This window comes from Clostridia bacterium (genome assembly GCA_017394805.1).
Lineage (GTDB): Bacteria > Bacillota > Clostridia > Christensenellales > CAG-1252 > RUG14300.
Genome location: JAFPXC010000012.1, coordinates 16,497 through 34,619, shown reverse-complemented (window position 1 = coordinate 34,619; position 18,123 = coordinate 16,497). Strand labels below are relative to the sequence as shown.

General features: G+C 51.3%; 12 protein-coding genes. All 12 read left to right on the top strand.

Annotation, left to right across the window (positions count from 1 at the left end):
* Nucleotides 1-69 precede the first annotated feature (69 nt).
* The 12 genes from pfkA (at nucleotide 70) to II896_02920 (ending at nucleotide 17,801) form a co-directional block, all read left to right on the top strand.
* The gene (pfkA, locus tag II896_02975) at nucleotides 70-1,029 is read left to right on the top strand and encodes a 6-phosphofructokinase (GenBank protein ID MBQ4443609.1); all 960 of its coding nucleotides are present in this window, start codon (nucleotides 70-72) and stop codon (nucleotides 1,027-1,029) included.
* A gap of 34 nt (nucleotides 1,030-1,063) precedes the next feature.
* The gene (locus II896_02970; protein MBQ4443608.1) at nucleotides 1,064-2,308 is read left to right on the top strand and encodes a 6-phosphofructokinase; all 1,245 of its coding nucleotides are present in this window, start codon (nucleotides 1,064-1,066) and stop codon (nucleotides 2,306-2,308) included.
* 40 nt (nucleotides 2,309-2,348) lie between these two features.
* Nucleotides 2,349-3,362 (top strand): UDP-glucose 4-epimerase GalE, encoded by a 1,014-nt coding sequence (gene galE, locus II896_02965; GenBank protein MBQ4443607.1) that lies wholly within the window; start codon nucleotides 2,349-2,351, stop codon nucleotides 3,360-3,362.
* Nucleotides 3,363-3,428: 66 nt separating this feature from the next.
* Entirely contained in the window at nucleotides 3,429-5,231 is a 1,803-nt protein-coding gene (rlmD, locus tag II896_02960) for a 23S rRNA (uracil(1939)-C(5))-methyltransferase RlmD (GenBank protein MBQ4443606.1), read from the top strand.
* A gap of 162 nt (nucleotides 5,232-5,393) precedes the next feature.
* Complete coding sequence (locus II896_02955; protein ID MBQ4443605.1) at nucleotides 5,394-6,077, top strand: response regulator transcription factor; 684 nt, start codon at nucleotides 5,394-5,396, stop codon at nucleotides 6,075-6,077.
* The gene (locus tag II896_02950) at nucleotides 6,067-7,338 is read left to right on the top strand and encodes a HAMP domain-containing histidine kinase (GenBank protein ID MBQ4443604.1); all 1,272 of its coding nucleotides are present in this window, start codon (nucleotides 6,067-6,069) and stop codon (nucleotides 7,336-7,338) included. Before II896_02955 ends, II896_02950 begins: the two co-directional genes overlap by 11 nt.
* A 185-nt stretch (nucleotides 7,339-7,523) precedes the next feature.
* Nucleotides 7,524-9,281: a carbohydrate-binding domain-containing protein gene (locus II896_02945; GenBank protein ID MBQ4443603.1), complete on the top strand. Its 1,758-nt coding sequence runs from the start codon at nucleotides 7,524-7,526 to the stop codon at nucleotides 9,279-9,281.
* A gap of 13 nt (nucleotides 9,282-9,294) precedes the next feature.
* On the top strand, nucleotides 9,295-9,870 hold the full coding sequence (locus II896_02940; protein MBQ4443602.1) for a response regulator: 576 nt from the start codon (nucleotides 9,295-9,297) through the stop codon (nucleotides 9,868-9,870).
* Nucleotides 9,871-10,004: 134 nt separating this feature from the next.
* The gene (locus tag II896_02935) at nucleotides 10,005-11,123 is read left to right on the top strand and encodes a HAMP domain-containing histidine kinase (protein ID MBQ4443601.1); all 1,119 of its coding nucleotides are present in this window, start codon (nucleotides 10,005-10,007) and stop codon (nucleotides 11,121-11,123) included.
* Between the two features lie 10 nt (nucleotides 11,124-11,133).
* Nucleotides 11,134-11,844: a polyphosphate polymerase domain-containing protein gene (locus II896_02930; protein MBQ4443600.1), complete on the top strand. Its 711-nt coding sequence runs from the start codon at nucleotides 11,134-11,136 to the stop codon at nucleotides 11,842-11,844.
* 19 nt (nucleotides 11,845-11,863) lie between these two features.
* On the top strand, nucleotides 11,864-12,556 hold the full coding sequence (locus II896_02925; GenBank protein MBQ4443599.1) for a DUF4956 domain-containing protein: 693 nt from the start codon (nucleotides 11,864-11,866) through the stop codon (nucleotides 12,554-12,556).
* A gap of 40 nt (nucleotides 12,557-12,596) precedes the next feature.
* Nucleotides 12,597-17,801 (top strand): carbohydrate-binding domain-containing protein, encoded by a 5,205-nt coding sequence (locus tag II896_02920; protein ID MBQ4443598.1) that lies wholly within the window; start codon nucleotides 12,597-12,599, stop codon nucleotides 17,799-17,801.
* Nucleotides 17,802-18,123 lie beyond the last annotated feature (322 nt).

Sequence of the window (18,123 nt, the reverse complement as noted above, 5' to 3'; positions counted from 1 at the left end):
AGCCAATGCGCGCGTAGTGTGCTATAATGAGGGCGACTGCGGTCGCATAGACCGTTTTGGGAGGATTATATGAGAATCGCTGTGATGACTTCGGGCGGAGACGCCCCCGGAATGAACGCCGCAATACGAGGCGTGGTGCGTTGCGCCGCCTACGAAGATATCGAGGTGTTCGGCATAGAACGCGGCTATTTGGGATTGATCAATAACGAATTGCAACTGATGAGCAAACGCTCGGTGTCGGGTATCGTACAGCGCGGCGGTACGATGTTGATGACCGCGAGGTGCCCCGAATTCAAGGAGTACGAGTACCGTCGTCAAGCGGCCGAAGTGCTGTCCGCAAGAGGCATTGACGGTTTGGTGGTCATCGGCGGCGACGGCTCCTTTACGGGTATGAAATGCTTGTACGAGGAGTTCGGCATCAAGTGCGTGGGCATTCCCGGCACCATCGACAACGACCTCGCCTATACCGATTATACCTTGGGCTTCGATACGGCGGTGAATACGGTCGTGTCCGCCATCAACAATCTGCGCGATACCATGAGCTCGCACGAGCGCGTGGTGGTGGTGCAGGTGATGGGCAGAGCCTGCGGCGATATCGCCCTCTACGCGGGTATCGCTGGCGGCGCCGAGGTGATATTGGTGCCCGAGCATCCCGTGGACTTCGAAGAGGTGGCCAAACGCCTGACCATCAACAAGAAAGCGGGCAAGAAGTCCGCCATCGTCATGCTGGCCGAGGGCGCGTGCCCCATCGACCAGGTGATCAATGAGTTGAAAGCGCGTACCGAGTTGTCGGTGAAGTCCACCGTGTTGGGCTATATCCAAAGAGGCGGCGTGCCTACGATGGCCGACCGTGTGTTGGCGAGCAGGTTGGCGGATAGGGCCGTGCAACTGCTGGCGGAGGGCGTGGGCGGCCGCGTGGTCGGCATCCGCGACAACAAAATCATCGACGAAAACGTGACGGAAGCGCTGGCGATGCCTCGCCGCGTGGACGAACAATTATACAAATTGGCCGGCATACTGAGTATGTAGGCAACAGAATCAAAAAACATTACGGAGGTATTTTATGAGTAAATTAGTCGGCGCAGCCATCTTCGGTCAATCGGGCGGCCCCAGCAGCGTTATCAACAGTTCGGCAGCGGGCGTATTCCTCGAGGCTCTCAAGCACAGCGACGTCATCACCAACGTGTACGGCGCGGCGCACGGTATCAAGGGCATTCTGGACGAGCAATTCTACGACATCGGCAAAGAAGACGTCAAAGAGTTGGAACTCCTCAAAAACACGCCCTCGTCGGCATTGGGTTCGGTGCGTTATAAACTGAAAGCCGCGGACGTGGACGATACCGACTACAAGCGCTTGTTGGAAGTGTTCAAAAAATACAATATCCGCTACTTCTTCTATAACGGCGGCAACGACAGTATGGACACCTGCAACAAGGTGAGCAAATATATGCAGCAATCGGGTTACGAGTGCCGCGTGATGGGCGTGCCCAAGACCATCGACAACGACCTCTTCGGCACCGACCATTGCCCCGGCTACGGCTCGGCCGCGAAGTATATCGCCACCTCTATCATGGAATTGAAATTGGACGCCACCGTGTACAATACGGGTATGGTGTGCGTGCTGGAAGTGATGGGGCGCAACGCGGGTTGGCTGACCGCCGCCGCGCAGTTGGCCACCTACAAAGGCTTGGGCGCCGACCTCATCTATTTGCCCGAGACGCCCTTTGACGTGGACGAGTTCCTCGCCTCGGTGAAGGAAATCTGCGCCAAGCAAAACAACAAGTGCATGGTGGTGGTGTCGGAAGGCATCAAGAACGCCGAAGGCAAGTACGTGGGCGAATTCGTCGCCAGCAAGACCGACCTCTTCGGTCACGCGCAGTTGGGCGGCGTGGGCCAAATGCTCGCCGATATGGTGAAGAACGAGTTGGGCGTCAAAGTGCGCGCCATCGAGTTCAGCCTGCTGCAACGCTGCGCCGCGCACCTTGCCAGCAAGGTGGACGTGGAAGAAGCCTTTGCTTCGGGTGCTTACGCCGTGAAGGCCGCCATCGCGGGCGAGACCGACAAGATGGTCATTTTGAAACGCGATTACAGCGCCAAAGAGTACAAGTGCGAGCCCGCTTTGATGGACGTGGCGTTGGCCGCCAACACCGAGAAGAAGATCCCCGCCGAGTGGATTTTGCCCGCCGGCAAGGGCTTGACGCAAGCCTACGTGGACTACGCGCTGCCCCTCATCCAGGGCGACTGCAAAGCGCCCCTCGAGGACGGTTTGCCCCGCTTCGCACACCTCAAAAAGGTGCCGGTGAAATAGCGTTGCGCCAATAAAAGAATCGAAAAAGGAGAATGAGAGTATGAAGAATATTTTGGTTACGGGCGGTACGGGTTATATCGGTTCGCATACCGTGGTGGAACTCATCGAGGCCGGCTACAACGTGGTCATCGTGGACAACTTGTCCAACAGCAAGGAGTCGGTGGTGGACGCCATCGAGACCATTACGGGCGTGCGCCCCGTCTTCTATAAGTGCGACATCCTCGATACGGACGGTTTGCGCGAAATCTTCAAGAAACACCCCATCGACGCGGTGATCCACTTCGCGGGACTCAAAGCCGTGGGCGAGTCGGTGGCGTTGCCCCTCAAATATTACGAGAACAATATCACGGGCACCGTGCACCTTTTGGACGCCATGCGCGAGGCGGGCGTGAAGAACATCGTGTTCTCGTCCTCGGCCACCGTGTACGGCAATCCGCACACCGTGCCCATCAAAGAGGACTTCCCCGTGGGCGGCTGCACCAACCCCTACGGCAAGACCAAGTATTTCATCGAGGAGATACTCAAAGACCTCGCCGTGGCGGACAAGGAGTTCAATATCGCTCTGCTGCGCTATTTCAACCCCGTGGGCGCGCACGAGAGCGGCCTTATCGGCGAAAATCCCAACGGCATTCCCAACAATTTGATGCCCTATATCACCCAAGTGGCCATCGGTAAGTTGGAGTATCTGCGCGTATTCGGCAGCGACTACAACACCCACGACGGCACGGGCGTGCGCGACTATATCCACGTGGTGGACCTCGCCAAAGGACACCTGTGCGCATTGCGCAAGTTGGAGCAAGCGGGCGCGGGCGTGTATACCTACAACCTCGGCACGGGTACGGGGTATAGCGTGCTCGATATGGTGAAGGCGTTTTCGGAAGTGCTGGGCAGACCTTTGCCCTACAAGATCGTGGATCGTCGCCCCGGTGATATCGACGCGTGCTACGCCGATCCCACCAAAGCCAAAGAGGAGTTGGGCTTCGTAGCGCAGTACGACCTCAAGAAAATGTGCGCTGACAGTTGGAACTTCCAACAGAAGATCGGTGCGAAATAGGTCGAAAGGAAACAAGGAAAAATAGGCGGCCGCAACAGTCGCCTATTTTGATATGAAGAGGAACGTATGAAACAGGACGACGTGTTGAAAGTGCATATCCGCGACGTGGGGTACGCGGGCGAGGGCATAGCGAAAGCGGGGGAATATACCATGTTCGTGCCGTTTGCCTTGCCCCGAGAAGAGGTCGAGGTGAAGGTCAATCACGTCAAAAAGAACCTGGCGTACGCGACTTTGATGCGGGTGATAGAGCCTGCGCCCGAGCGGGTAAAACCCGTGTGCCCCAAGTATGGCAAGTGTGGAGGGTGCGATTTGATGCACGCCGCCTACGACTACCAACTGACCGTCAAGCGCGACCTGGTGGCGACCACCCTTGCCAAAGCGGGCGTGACGGCGGACGTAGCGCCCACGGTCCCTTCGCCCAAGACGTTGGGCTACCGCAACAAGATAGCCTTGCCGTTCGGCGTGGTGGAAGGGAAGACCGCCTTGGGCTTTTACCGCGAGGGTACGCATAAGGTGGTGCGCATAAGCCGCTGTCCCTTGCACGAGGAATGGGCGGAGAAAATCATCGCCGCCACGTTGCAGTACGCGGAGACCTACGGTCTAACCGTGTACGACGGCGAAAAACGCGTGGGTCTACTGCGGCATTTGGTCGCCAGAAAGATGGGCGAACATATCGACGTGGTACTGGTCGTCAACGGCAGAAGCCTGCCGCATTGGACGGAATACGTGAACGCGCTCTCGGCGGAATGGCAGGATTTTTGCCTATACGTATCCCCCAATTTGCTTCACAACAACGTTATTATGGGCGACGAGATATATTTGAGGTGGGGCGAGCCGTACGCGCATACCGTGGAGGGTATACGGGTGGCGGTCAACCCGCTGAGCTTTTTGCAAGTCAACGACGAGATATGCGCCGAGATATACCAAGCGGTGCGCCGCGCCGTCGAGCCGAAGAAGGGAAAGACGGTGGTGGACGCCTTCGCGGGTGTGGGGGCGTTGGGTGCCTCGTTCGCCAAAGCGGGTGCGGACGTGTATAATATCGAGATCGTCCCCGAGGCGGTGGAAGACGCCGACCGCGTGGCCCGAGAAAACGGCGTAGAGGAACATAACCTCTTGGGGGATAGCGCGGTGCTATTGCCCCAAGTGCTGGACGAGATACGCAAAAAAACGCCGCGAGTGCACGATATGCATTTGCAAAAGCCCTATTGGGACGCCATCGCCGAGGGGCGGAAAAAGTACGAATTGCGCTTGGCGGACGAAAAACGAAAGGCGGTGGCCGTGGGCGACCTCGTTCGGTTCGCCGCGGACGGGCGGCAACTGTATTGCCGCGTGACGGAAAAGCGCGAATTCGCTTCGTTCGGCGAACTGTTCGCGGCCTTGGGTACCGCCGAGACCTGCGGAGAGGATATGAGTGCGGAAGAAGCCGCGGCAAGTATGGCGACCATTTATCCCGAGGAGAAGCAGGCCGCCCATGGCGCTGTGGCCTTGAATGTGGAACCTGTCAACGCCGAGGGTATCTCGGTGGTGCTGGACCCGCCGAGGAAAGGGTGCCCCGCCTCGGTGGTGGACGCTTTGGTGGAATTGGCCAAACGGGGAGGACAAGCCGAATCTCTCTGCAACGAGTGTTGGGATTGGGTGACCTTGCCCTATATCGAACGCGTGGTGTACGTAAGCTGCAATCCCGCAACCTTGGCGCGCGACCTTGCCTCGCTCCAAACGGCGTACGCAATCGACGAAGTGCGCCCCTACGATATGTTTCCGCAGACAAGGCATGTGGAAACGCTGGTTCAACTTTCCCACAAAACTCCGGACAGTCATATCGTAGTTAAAGTTGACTTCGACAAGGACAATAGTACCCAAACATTTTAATATTGTCCGATCGGTTTTTTGAAAAAGACATAACCAAAAGAGAAATGAAAAAATGGTTTTGATACGATCAAAAAAATGTTTTAAGGAATGGGAAATTGCCGTATGATTTTCAATCTTTCTTCAATGTTTCTACCTATAATTTGAAGTGAACGGTGAATAATCATGAAAATACTGATCGCAGAAGATGAAAAGAGAATGAATCGCGCGTTATGCGAGATCCTTCGACAAGAAGGGTATGACGTTGATTCCGTCGAAAACGGGAACGACGCGCTTTCTTATATCGAGAGCGGCGTATACGATCTGATCGTGCTCGACGTTATGATGCCGGGATTAAATGGGTATGACGTGGCGAGAAAAGCGCGCAACGCGGGCGTGCGCACGCCGATCATTATGTTGACGGCGAAAAGCGAACTCGACGACAAGGTCGAGGGCCTGGACAGCGGCGCGGACGACTATTTGACCAAACCCTTTATGACGAGGGAATTATTGGCGCGGGTACGGGCGCATTTACGACGCGGGGTTCCGACCAGCGACGGAAATCCGACGTATGACGATCTGACTCTCGATGTAAAAAACGCCGTGTTACGTTGCAAAAACGGCAACAATGTACGCCTCGGCGAAAAAGAATTAAAAATACTGGAATATCTCATAGCAAATCAAGGGCGTGTTCTGACTCGCGAACAGCTTGCCGTCAAAATATGGGGATTTGAAAACGAAGCCGAGTACAACAATGTGGAAGTGTATATGTCCTTTGCGCGAAAAAAACTCGCTTTTGTAGGCTCGAGGTGTGAGATAAAAGCCATTCGCGGCGTGGGATACGAGTTGAGGTGCAAAGATGTTCAATAAATCGAAAAGAAAAATCGTTTTTGCCATAGTCTTTTCCCTACTCGCGTTGATGACGATAACGCTTGTAACAATCTACCTTTCCAATCTTTTGACAATCCAACGGGAAAACGAAGAGATGCTACGGACATACGCGGAGCGTTACTCTCTCGAAGATCAACCGGGTATCGAGAAGGGAGACAAACCCGAAAACAATACCGAACCGCCGACGACGATCCCGCCCGAACCGCGTGATAACGGTAGAATTGATAAAAACGAACCCGCTTTTCGGCTTTCTACTTTTTATTCGGTAGCGTATTCAGAATCGGGAGAAGTTCTCTCTATCGACAACGGTGGCAACGATTTGCAAAGTGAAGAAGAGTTATTGAAGGTTGCCGCTACGGCGCGCTCGAAGGGTAAAGAGACCGGTCGTATCGGTAGTTTATACTATCTCGTCACCGATAAAGGCGACTGTATGCTTGTTGCGATGATAGACGGTACGATCAGCGAAAACAATCAGAAAAAACTCCTGTGGGTGATGATGGGTATAGGCGGCGGAGCATTGATAGTGCTTGCAGGCATATCTATATTGATTGCGCGGAAGATCGTTCGACCGATGGAAGAAAACGACAAAAAACAAAAGAGGTTCGTTTCCGACGCCGGGCATGAATTGAAAACGCCCATCGCCGTTATTTCCGCCAACAGTGAATTATTGAAACGACAAATAGGAAGCAACGAGTGGCTCGCCAATATCGATTATGAAAATGAGAAAATGTCCGAATTGGTGCAACAGTTGCTTTCGCTTTCCCGTGCGGAAAACGGCGATCTGCCCAAAGATATAATCGACCTTTCACAGCTTGTCGAGGGAGAGGCTTTGCCTTTCGAGAGTCTTGCTTTTGAAAAAGGAAAAAAACTTGATCTTTCTATAGAAAAAGGATTGCATATTCATGGAAACGCCACTCAACTGAAACAACTCGTTTCCATCCTTCTCGACAATGCGCTTTCTCACGGAAAAGGCGAAACAATACGGTTATCGCTGAAAACGGAAAAACACGCCGCCATTCTTTCCGCGTCAAACGTTGCGGACAAAATAGACGAAGAACAACTGTCCCACCTCTTTGATAGATTTTACCGTACGGATGAATCCCGAAACGAAGCGGGGGCGCATTACGGACTGGGACTATCCATTGCCAAAGCAGTGGCGGAAGGACACGGCGGTAATATACGTGCGGAATACAAGAATGGAATAATCTCATTTATCGTTACCTTCCCTCACAAAAATTAGTTTGGATCACAGGCTTAAATCGGTCCGCCCGAAAAGATCGGGCGGATTTTTAATTCTTTAAGATTTTTCAATCTTTCTTCAATCTTCACTTTGTAAAGTTAAATCGGAAAACGGAAAAAGCGTTTTCAAAATACTTATTAACGACTTGAACGGCATCGGTCGATCAAGGTCGGAAGGAGCGTTCTATGAAAAAATGTTTATGGGTTTTAACGATCATAACGGTGATTGTTTGTACGGTAGCGCTTGTCGGTTGTGGTGTGCAGAATGGGAGTACAAATACGCAAACCAATACCTCGACAAGTTCTTCCGATGATTCGGTCGTGAAAGATACGACGAGTGATTCCACCGATACGACAAGTGATTCATCTGTCGAAATCATCACGGAAGACGCGGCAAGCGATTCCACGTTCGATAGTGTGACGGAAGCGACGGGTGATTTCATTATCGAAACGGCGGACGGCGAATATAGCGAATCAAACGGCGTCTATACGATCAGTAAAGCGGGAACCTACACGCTTTCGGGTTCTTTGAACGGACAAATACTCGTGGATGCCGGCGAAGACGACGAAATCGAGATCGAACTTAGCGGCGTTACCATCACATGTTCCAACGATTCCCCTATTAAGGCAATCAGCGCGGACAAGGTCGAGATATCGGCAAAGAAGAATACCGAAAATGTTATTAAGGATACCCGTTCCGCAAAAATAGCGGATGATGAATCGCAAGGAGAAGGCGCGATCTACGCGAACTGCGACCTGAAACTTAAAGGTAACGGTATTCTCGTTATCGAAGCCGGCTACAACAACGGCGTGCATACGAAGAAGGATTTGACCATCAAGAATTTGTCCTTGAAAGTGACCGCGGTAAATAACGCGTTGAAAGGAAACAATTCCGTGACCGTAGAGAGCGGGAACATCGTAGCGATTTCTACCAAAGGTGACGGTATCAAGACCGAAAAAACAGATCTGTCTTCCAAAGGAAAGCAGCGCGGCACCGTAACAATCACGGATGGCACCTTGGCGGTTTATGCGGCGGGCGACGGCATCCAGGCAAGTTATGACTTCGTAATGGACGGCGGCAGCCTGTCGATCTATACGGGCTCTTACAGTTCTTATACCGCAAGCGACGCAAGCACGACTTCTTATAAAGGTATCAAAGTCGCCAACGAATTGACGGTAAACGGAGGAACGATCAGCGTTTATTCCTTTGACGACGGCTTGCACGCAGATTACGGAACGATACTCGAAAATGGGAATACGGGCAACGGTAACATCAATATAAACGGCGGCACGATCACGATCGGCGTTTATTCTCCGGCAAAAAGTACGGCGAGCGGAAAAATGGGCCCCGGCGGATGGAGTAATCAACAGTCGGTCAGCGGCAGCGACGCCGTCCATGCCGACAATACTTTGACGATCACGGACGGAACTATCCATGTGGACAGTGCATACGAAGGATTTGAAGCCGATCATATCCTGATATCGGGCGGCAACAGCACCATTTTCGGAACCGACGACGGTATCAATGCTTGCAAGTCCGTTGATAACAATCCGACCATCGTTGTCAGCGGCGGATATTTGTTCGTAACTGTGCCGACAAACGGAGATACCGACGGTATTGATTCAAACGGAACGTATACCCAAACGGGCGGTGTTGTGATTGCTTGCGGACCGGGAAGCGTTTCCGGCGGAATGGGTGGAGGCTCCTGGGCATTGGATACCGATAAAGGCATTACGTTGCAAGGCGGTACGTTGATTCTTTTCGGTGGAATGGAAAATACGCCTACTACGTCGGGGATGACCAAAACGACTTGTTCCTCTTCCACCGTATCAGCGGGCACGCATACGGTAACGGTCGGAGAAGAAAGTTATTCCGTAACGCTTAAGTACAGTGCGGGCGGTTGCGTCGTCTACAGCGACGGGGGACAAGCGACCTTGCGATAAAGGAGATAAAATCATGAAGATTTTACTTGCAGAACAATATCGATCGATTGCTACTTCCTTGCAAATACTTTTCACGGAGTATGGCATAGAAGCGGATGCCGCCAACGACGGCGTGCAGGCACTGGAACGTTTGGCAAATAAATCGTATGACTTGCTGATAGCCGAAACCCAACTTCCGCGTATAGACGGGGCGACGCTTGTAAATCTGGCAAAACAACGCGGGGTATCGATCAAAGCGATCGGTATCCTGCCCCAATCGGAAATAAACGAAAAAGACTTGTCCGACGGATACGGTATGGACGCCTTGATCCCGAAGCCTTTTTCGGCGCAAAAATTGATCGCACTTGTCGAGGCGTTGATAGATGAAAAACCCGTAGACTATGAAAATCTTCTTTTTCAGCAAAGAAAACTGATGGCCGGTTTGAAAAAAGAGAGTGTTCTATCCGGCGATCGAATAAAGGAGTTTGTCCCGGACGACGCGGGAAGTGTATTGGCATTCGTTCGGGCGACGAATGTACGCCTATCGAAAATCGGGGAAAAACAAAAAATCGTCTATTCCGAAAACGGATATAAGGTGGTGAGCGTATGATAAAAAAATTGCGAAAAAAATTCATAATCACCTCGCTTTTGTCGGTGTTTACCTTGCTGACGGCAATCCTTCTCGTCATCAATCTCGTAAATTTCTCTTTGGTCGCGTCCGACGCCGACAGGATACTCGACCGTATGGTTGGAGAAGGCGGGACTTTTTCGGATAATAGCGTGCCGGGCGGAGAAACGTCAAACGGAGATCGTCCCCAGACGCCGCAAGAAAATAATTTCGATCCGCGCGGACCGAAAGGACCCGATTCTCCAGAACTGAGTCAGACGACACGTTTCTTTACGATCACGTTCAACCAAGGCGGTAACGTAGTAAATGAAACGATCCGTATGAATGCCGTCAACGAGGAAACCGCCGTGGAATGGGCAAAGTCGCTGACAGACAAGAAAAGCGGGTGGACGAAAACCTATTACCGCTACCGCGTGTGGCAAAACGGAGATACGATCTCGGTGACCGTCATAGACCAATCACGAGAACTTCTGCCTTCGTATCGGGTATTGATTGCTTCTTGCATAGGCGAAGCCGTGGGAATGCTGATCACGTTGATTGTGCTTATATACGTGGCAAGGATCGTTTCCGATCCCGTGGAAAAGAGCGACAGAAAGCAAAAACGCTTTATCGAAGACGCGGCGTTTGAACTGAAAAATCCCATCGTAGCCATCGACGCATTACGTCTTACTTTGGAAAAGAAGCAAGGCGAGACGCAGGAAACACAGATGATCGCGAGGGAAACCAAGCACCTGACGAAAGTGGTACAAGGATTGGACACGCTTCTTTTGATCGAGAACGCGTCGCCGAAGGCACAATGGAAAGAAATCGATTTATCCCAAATGATGACGGAAACGGTATCCTTGAACCAAAGCGAAGCGCAAAAGCAAGAAAAGATAATCGACGCAGATATTGAAAATGGCGTGACGTTGACGGGAGACGAAGCAGCCGTCGAAAGATTGCTATCCGTTTCTTTGAAAAACGCGGTCGATTATGCGCATAGCAAAGTAGAAGTACGGTTGAAGAAAGAAGATGCCCGCGTCGTGATGGAATTCGTCAACGACACGGTCGGGCTGGAAGACGGTCCTTTGGATAGTGTCTTTGAAAGATTTTGGAGAAGTCCGGAAGTCAGAGAAAGCGGTTTGGACGGAGCGGGACTCGGATTGTCCGTGGCAAAAGAGATCGTAACGCTGCACGGCGGACGGATAAGCGCGGAGATAAAGGACGGTTTGTTCCGATTGAAAATCGAACTGTAAGGAGGTAAGTATGGCAAAAGAAAAGCCCATCGTCGTTATGAAACGATATGAGATGAAGTACATACTTTCCGCCGAGCAGACGGCGTTTTTGAAAGAACGACTCGTAGGACACATGGAGATGGATAAATACGGTTTGACGTCTATTGCTTCCCTTTACTACGACACGTCCGATTATCGACTGATACGCGCGTCCATCGAAAAACCGCCGTTCAAAGAGAAAATTCGCTTACGGTCTTACGGAATTGCGACGAATGAAAGCCCCGTCTTTCTCGAACTCAAGCGGAAAACGGACAAGATCGTCTATAAGCGTAGGGTCTCCAGTACGATTCCCAACGTGGAAGCCTTTTTTCGGGGAGACGGTGAGATTTGCGCAGACGGACAGATAGCAAGGGAAATATCATATTTCCGCGATTATTACAAAGTCCTTGTCCCGGCGTGTCTCATTATCTACGACCGCATCGCCTATTTTGAACGGGACGGCGACTTGCGTCTTACCATCGATCACAATCCGAGGTATCGCGTACAAGATCTGAACCTTACGACTTCGATGGAAGGAACGTCTCTTCTTAAAGAAGGACAAACCATTCTCGAGGTCAAAGTACAAGAAGCCATGCCGTTGTGGCTGTCCGCGATTTTAGCGGAAGGAAAGATATACAAAGCAAGCTTTTCCAAATACGGTGAAGCGTACAAAAGACAAGCATACAGAGTGCTTGGTAAGTAAAGAAAAAGGAGATATAATTATGTTTAATTCGATTTTTACAAACGGAACGACCGTGGGTATGGTGTTTTTAATGGTAGGGCTGTCGCTTGTTTTTGGCGTGTTGTATGCTTTTATCGTTTCACGCAGGCAAAGATCATCCAAAGGATTTTTTATTACGCTTGCGCTTATGCCGATGATGGTATCCATTGCCATTTGCCTTTTGGGAACTTTTCTTACCGGAGCGACGGAAACGGTATCGAGAATAGCGACCATCGCCGTTGCGCTTGGGCTTGTCAGATTCCGTTCGACCAACGGAAAAGCGGAAGAGATGCTGACTTTGCTCGGCACGGTGGTAGCGGGACTTGTTTTCGGGTTGGGATACGCCGCATACGGCGCGATCAGTTTGCTCCTCTTCGGCGGATTATACGTTGGATTGTCTTATTTGCCGATCTTCAAAAGCAAGAAATTTGCGCGGGAAAAACTGCTTAAGATCACTATTCCCGAAACGCTTAATTATTCCGACGTCTTTGACGCCACCTTTACGCATTATCTCAAAGAACACGAGATGGTGGGCGTAAAGACCACCGGCATGGGAAGTATGTTCAGGCTATCGTATCGTATCGTGATGAAAAATCCCGCGGAAGAAAAAGAAATGATCGACGAACTGCGCATTCGCAACGGGAACCTTGAGATCAGTGTACTTCCGTACGTAGATGACGCAAAAAGTCTGTAATTTTATCCTATTCAAAGTTACATAATAAGGAGAAACAATCATGAAAAAATATAAAATATCTCCGAAGTCGGTATTTCTTTTATCGGTAACGATACTGCTGTCCGTGCTTTTATTCTACGGCTGTCAATTGGGGACGACGAGTACGTCGTCCTCATCGCACACTCACACCCTCGTTCATCACGAGGCGGTAGAAGCGACCTGCACAACGGGTGGGAGTAAAGAATATTGGTATTGTTCCGATTGTAAAAAGTATTATTCGGACGAAACCGCGAAAAATGAGACGACGCTGTCTGCCGTCACCGTCGCGGCGACCGGGCATACGTTTACGACGCACGCGGACGCTGCCGAACCGACTTGTACAGAAAAGGGAAACGTTGAATACTGGTACTGCGAAACGTGCGGCGGATATTATTTGGACGACGAAACGTTTTCTCAAAACAAATCGACTTCAGACGGTGTCAAAATTGCTGCGACCGGTCACGTTGCCACGGGAGAATGGGTGGCGAAGGTCTCTGCGACCTGTACGACGGACGGCGTCAAAGGTTATCGCGTTTGTCCCGTGTGCGAATATTATATTGATAGCTACGGAAAGACGATCGGAAACAGCGAAGAGGATCTAATAATCGCAAAAACCGGGCACATTCTTGTCAACTATACCGAGACCGCCCCCACTTGTACGGAAGACGGACATACGGAATATTGGTATTGTACTCGGTGTAAAGAGTATCTGACGGACGATGGCTCCTATTCGACCGCCTATACCGACGCGGAAAGCGTCGTGATCGCCGCGCTTGGACACAACGTAACGCTCACAGAAGCCGTCGCGCCCACTTGTACGGAAGACGGCAATTACGAATATCGTCATTGCGACCGTTGCGACGTGTACTTTATGGACGGCAATTATACGCCTTTCCCAAGTCAAAGCGCAACCATTATTCCCGCTCTCGGGCATACGATGGAAAAGACGGAAGGAGTGGCAGCGACTTGTACGGAAGACGGCAATATCGACTATTATTATTGCTCTGTTTGCGAAAAATATTTTACCGATGCGGATGGAGAAAATCAAACGACGCTTGACCGGACGGTTCTTTCTATGCTCGGATACGACTATGAGTTTTCCGCATACGTGTGGGATATGAGTATAGAGGGTGATTATGCCGCGCAGGCAAAATACGTTTGCGTACACGACGAAGAACATTTCTATTTTGTCGAAGCGGACGTCCTTTCTTCCGTCACCGTTGAACCGACTTGCACCGTAGCGGGCGTCAGAATGTATACGGCCACGTGCGCCGAAGAAGATGCCGAAAATACAACGGAAACGATACCGGCTCTCGGTCATACGTTCACGCATTATCCCTATACGGCGCCTACCTGCCGGGGATCGGGTGCCGACGGCAATATCGAGTATTGGTATTGTTCCGTTTGCGAAAGGTATTTTACCGACGACGGCACTTATTCCGAAAACGAAATTTTGCAGGAAAATACCGTTTTGGCGGCGCCTTCTCATACGCAAGCCGTTCGCTACGATAACGTGACGGAAAATACCTGTACCGAAGGGGGCAGCTACGATTACGTGACGTACTGCTCGGTTTGCGGAGACATTCTTTCTTCCGTTTATACCGAAGTTTCAGCCAAAGGACATACAAGCGCGGAAGCCGTGCAAGAAAACATCGTTGCCGCAACCTGCACGACGGCGGGAAGTTACGACAGCGTCGTTTATTGCACCGTTTGCGGGGAGGAAATATCCCGCACAACTATGACGATCAATGCTCTCGGGCATATGAACGGGGAGGCAGTCCGTGAAAACGTTGCGGAAGCGACTTGCACCTCGAGTGGAAGCTATGACAGCGTTGTCTATTGCACTGTATGCGAAGCGGAAGTTTCTCGCACGGCGATAGCTGTCAACGCTCTCGGACACGACTATATATTCGATTCATACGTATGGGATCTAATGCCGGACGCCTACACGGCGCAAGTGAAATACGTTTGCTCGCATGACGCTTCACACGTCGCTTACTATGACGCAACGGTGACGAATTCGATCACGACGGCACCGACTTGCACTTTGTCGGGTGTCAGGACGTATACCGCTACGTATGGCAACCGGGACGCGGAAAACAAAACCGAAACGTTGTCTGCACTCGGGCACGATCTGACGCATTACGACGCGACGAGTGCCACTTGCACTTCGTACGGAAACGTGGAATATTGGTATTGCGCTACTTGCGACAAGTGTTTCTTCGATGACGAATTATATTCGGAAAACGACGCGGAGTATGTCGTCGGCGGTATTTTGATCGCTCTTCTTGCCCATAGTTATTCGGGCGAATCGACGGCGGCGATTTCGCCGACCTGCACGACGGACGGAAACTTATCTTATCGTTATTGTACCATCTGTGAGTGCTATTACGACGAAGACGGCGAATATCTCGGCGACAGCCTTGCCGACGTCACCCTTTCCGCATACGGTCACAATTACAGCAACATGGTAGCCGCGGTTTCTCCGACCTGCACAGCGACGGGTACGAAAGCGTTCTGCGTTTGTTCCGGCTGTCAGACCCTCTTTATTTATGAAAACGAGGAGTACGTCGCGGTAAGTGAAAACGATCTCGTGATCGCGGCGACCGGACATACATATTCTTCGTTGAATGCGGCTGTTGCGGCGACTTGTACGGAAGACGGCAGTATCGCCTATTATACTTGCTCGGTATGCGGCGGTTATTTCGATGTGGATCATGAAGATATTTCCGTCGGCGATATAACGATCCCGGCGAGTGGACATAACTACGAAAACGGCGTCTGCTCGGTTTGCGGCGCGGTGCAAGGTTCTTTGACAATCTCGACCGAAGACGGAGAGTACTCCTACGTCAAAACGAACGGATACGAGGTCTATACCATTTCTACCGCAGGTTCTTATTACATTTCCGGAGATGCGGAATACGCGCAACTCTACGTGAACGCGGGTGACGACGACAGCGTTTATCTGTACTTGAACGGCGTTTCCATCGCCAATTCCTCCGATTCCGTCGTGTACGTAAACAACGCCGACAAAGTTTATTTGGTGGCGGTTGCCGGTACGACGAACACGCTTTCCGACACGAGAAGCGCAAGCGGAACGTACAGTAACGGTTCGGCGGCGGTGTATTCTTCTTGCGATCTGAACGTGACGAAAGACTCCGGTACGCTTATTATTTCAAGCACATACAAAAACGGTATCCACACCAAGAAAGACCTTACCATTAAGAAAGTGACTTTGACCGTCACGGCAGTCAACGACGCATTGAAAGGGGAAAAATCCATAGAGATCGGTTCTTCCGCCGTCGTTACCGCAATTGCCAAAGACGGAGACGGATTGCAGACTTCGGACAACGGAACGAAGAGTTCTGGAACCCAAGAAGGTACGGTCGATATCGAGAGCGGCACCGTGTATATTTACGCCAATCGCGACGGCATCGACTCGGCTTATGACGTCAATATCAGCGGTTCCGACACGACGGTCTACGTCTATACCGGAGATTATGCGACGACGAAAACGGGAACGTACGCTACGGCGGGCGCTTCGGCAAAAGGGATCAAATCGGCAAATAATATTACCTTGACCGATGCGACGGTAGTCGTCAAAGCGGTGGAAGACGGTATCCACGCCAATGCCGGTACGCTCGAAAGCGGACTGTCAACGGACGGAAACATTACGATTGCAGGCGGCATAGTCACGGTAGAACTTGCTGAAGACGACGGAATTGCGGCGGACGGTACGACGACGATCACCGACGGTACGATCACAATCAACAGTTATGACAACGGCATTACGGGAAGCGACGTAGACGTTTCCGGCGGTACAATCATCGTTCGTTCGTATGCGGGCGACGGGATAAAATCATCCTCCGGTGACGTTACCATAACGGGCGGTTCTCTTACCGTTTACGCCGCGTACGACGGCATTACGGGAAGCGACAGCGTGAGTATAAGCGGGTCTTCGACAAGCATTACCGTCTACACGTCCTCTTATTCTTCCTATACCAATACGGGCGTATCGAGCGACGCTTACCTTGCGATTTCTTCTTACTCTTCGAGCTATTGGTATGCCGTGTATTTCTACAACTCATCTTCCGATTACGCGTGGGTTACGCCTACCTATAAGACGTACGAGTCGTCCTATTATTACTATAAGTTCAAGTCGTACGCGTCCGAGTATACCTACTTTACCGTGTATCGGTTTACAAGCAGCGTGACGGAACCCTCGACGAGTTCGTACAGTGCAAAATCTTCTTCACTTGCTTCGACGAGTTACCTTACGAGTACGTACAATGCGCTGAGGCTGTCTGTTTCGAGCAGTACGATTTCCGTAACGAAAACGTCCTATTCTTCCGATTCGACCAAGGGTATCAAATCGTATGACGATATCACGATATCGGGTGGGACGATCTATATCAAATCGTATGACGACGCCATTCACGCAAACAATGACAACGGCGCGGGTACGGTCACCGTTTCCGGTGGTACTTTAACTCTCTATACGATGGACCAAGGCATTCTTGCCGATTACTCGGCGACGATCTCGGGCGGAACGGTCGATATTACTTACGCTCGCGAAGGTATGCAAGCCGTCTACCTGTATTTCCGTGGCGGCACGACGACGATCTACGCTTATGACGACGGCATCAACGCTTCTGCCGGTACGACTTCTTATACGCCTTGCATTTATGTTTACGCCGGAGCTACGCTCGACGTAACGGTGCCTTCGGGCGATACCGACGGTATTGACAGTAACGGTAATTATACGCAGACGGGCGGTACGGTCATTACTCGCGACGCAACGAGTGACACCAGCGGCAATATGTCCGGTTTTGATATCGACGGTACCTGTACGATCACAGGGGGTATCTTCGTGTGCGCCGGTACGCCTGCGGGATTACCCTCAAGCTCATCGCAATGTTATGTGAAATTCAGTTGCGGCTCGTCCGGTATGGGCGGAGGCGGATCGGGTGGTCCGGGAGGCGGCGGAAGACCGGGAAGCAGTTCCTCGTCCGGTAGCAGCAGTTCTACGGCGTATTCCTTCTCTTCGGGGACGTGGTACGTCAAGAATTCTTCGGGTACGACGCTGTTTACTTTTACGCTCGGCACGACGTATAAAGGGCTGTGGATGAGTTATTCCGGGTTTACGACCGGTAGCACCTACACGATCACCAACGGTTCGACTACTTATACGTGGACGCAGAGTTCGCGCGCTACCACGGTAGGTTAATTGTTCCATTCTACATATCGGTGATCTTTAGAATAACATACTCCATCAACAGCTTTTTTGAGCGGCGATAGGGCGGTTAAGGCTGTGTTAAACTCCTTTATAATACGTCAAGTATTATTTCAGTCGTTTGCCTTGCCTTAACGAGTACGTCTTCCTTGTTCCCCTATCTTCCGAGGCGCCCCCTCGCTACTCAAAATGCTACGCACCTTGAAAGAGGGATTTTCGAGAGCATTTTGGTGAAAGTGCGCGTAGTTGTACTGCAGGTACAATAAGCAAGCGTCCACCAAAAGGATCCGAAAAGAGCCTTGAAAGGAAACTATTG